The sequence below is a fragment of the Streptomyces calidiresistens genome (assembly GCF_014141525.1).
In the GTDB taxonomy this organism is placed as follows: domain Bacteria; phylum Actinomycetota; class Actinomycetes; order Streptomycetales; family Streptomycetaceae; genus Streptomyces; species Streptomyces calidiresistens.
Map to the genome: position 1 here is coordinate 1 of NZ_VKHS01000995.1, position 1,738 is coordinate 1,738.

Genomic DNA, 1,738 nt, shown 5'->3' on the forward strand with positions numbered 1-1,738 from the left:
CCGGTGCCCGCTCCGCCCCCACCACCTCCGCCGTCGGCCCGGACGCCGCGCTCCTGCCGGCCGACGAACTCGCCGCCCGCTTCACCGCGCTCGGCGTCACCCCCCGCACGGAGACCGGCGTCTACTGCGGGTCGGGCGTCTCGGCGGCGCAGCAGGTGCTGGCCCTGTCCCTGATCGGGGTGCGGGCCGCCCTGTACCCGGGGTCGTGGAGCGAGTGGTGCGCCGACCCCTCCCGACCGGTGGCGGTCGGGCCCGAGCCGGGGTGAGCGGGTCCGGTTCCCGCCCCCTCCGGGAGCGGGAACGACGCGGCGTCGGGTCACTCCTGTTTCTTGCGGCGGGTGCCGAAGACGATCTCGTCCCAGCTCGGCACCGCGGCCCGACGACCGGGCCGGACGCCGTCCGCCTCCGCCTGCCGGTCGGTGGTGCCGACCAGCCGGTCCCGGTGGCCGCTGACCGCCCGGGGCATCAACACATCGGCGTACGCCGCGCCCGCGCCCGCCGCGGACGCCGCGCGCTCGGCCGGGGGCTCCTCCTCGATCCCCTCCTCGGCGACCTCGGGCTCCTCGCCGTCCGGCGGGGGCCGGTCGGGCACCACCAGGTCGCCCCGGAAGCTGGGCACCGCCTCCAACAGGCTGGTCAGCGAGTCCTGGTCGTTGGAGGACGCCGAGGCCGCGGGCTCCGCCGGCCGTTCCCGGCCGGTCCGTCCCCGACTCGCCTCGCGCTCGCTCTCGCGCTCACGCGGCAGGCGGGCGATGCGCGGCACGAAGGGCGTGCTGGGCGAGGGGGCGTCGTCCACGTCCCCCAACAGTGCCCGGGCCTCGTCGTCCACGGCCTGCACCAGCCGGCGGGGCGGGTCGTACATCCAACTCGCGGAGTGCGTCTCACCGGCGACCCGGTAGACCAGCAGCACCTCCCAGGTGCCGTCGTCCCGCCGCCAGGAGTCCCAGCGCACGGTGTCGCGATCGGCACCCCGCACCATCAGTCGCTCCGCGACCGCGTCGCCGAGCTGGGGGCCGGTGGTCTCCCCGGACCGCCGCACGGGGGTCTTGCGGGCCCGCTCGGCCATGAAGGCGCGCTCGGCGAGGACCGGTCCCTCGAAGCGCCGCACGCGCTCCACCGGGATGTTCGCGAACTGCGCGACCTCCTCGGCGGTGGCGCCGGCGCGTATACGGGCCTGGATGTCGCGGGGGCGCAGGTGGCTCTCGACCTCGATCTGCCCCAGCCGCGCGCGGTCGTTGCGCACGGCGGCGCGCAGGCGCTCGTCGATGGGCAGGGTGTATTCCGTGTTGTCGGCAGCCTTCAGCACCAGCCGTGTGCCGTCGTTGCTGACGGCCACGACACGCAGTTCGGGCATGAGGACCTCCCGGGTGGTGCCTGCCGACGTCACGTGCGTCGCTGGTTCTCGCTGGACGAGTGTGGCCTGCCCGGGTGCAGCCTGCCACAACCCTGCGAACTTGCCCGGCGCGTGGGGCCCGGGGCCCCGGGACACCGTCATACCGGCGCCCCACCCGCCGCCACCCCGCCGGACCGATGGATTCGGACCCTCCGGGCGACCGGTCGGCCGACGCCGCCGGAATGGCAACACTACTCCATCGGGACCATCCGGGAGGGGCGGACGCGCCAATCGGTGCCCGCTCACCGGGCGTTGCCGGGGTCGCCCCGGGACCCCCGGGAAGCTCCCGGAACCGCCCTCCCGGGCCGCCCCGGGTCACCGGCCCGGGGCGGGGGAAGGCGGGGG

General features: G+C 76.4%; 2 protein-coding genes. One reads left to right on the forward strand and one right to left on the reverse strand.

What is annotated here, in order from left to right:
• On the forward strand, positions 1–266 hold a 266-nt coding region (locus FOE67_RS24845; RefSeq protein WP_323385458.1), incomplete at its 5' end, for a sulfurtransferase.
• Positions 267–316: 50 nt separating this feature from the next.
• Here FOE67_RS24845 and sepH read toward each other — a convergent pair.
• Positions 317–1,387, reverse strand: a complete 1,071-nt coding sequence (gene sepH / locus FOE67_RS24850; protein ID WP_182667063.1) for a septation protein SepH — start codon at positions 1,385–1,387, stop codon at positions 317–319.
• Positions 1,388–1,738: the final 351 nt, after the last annotated feature.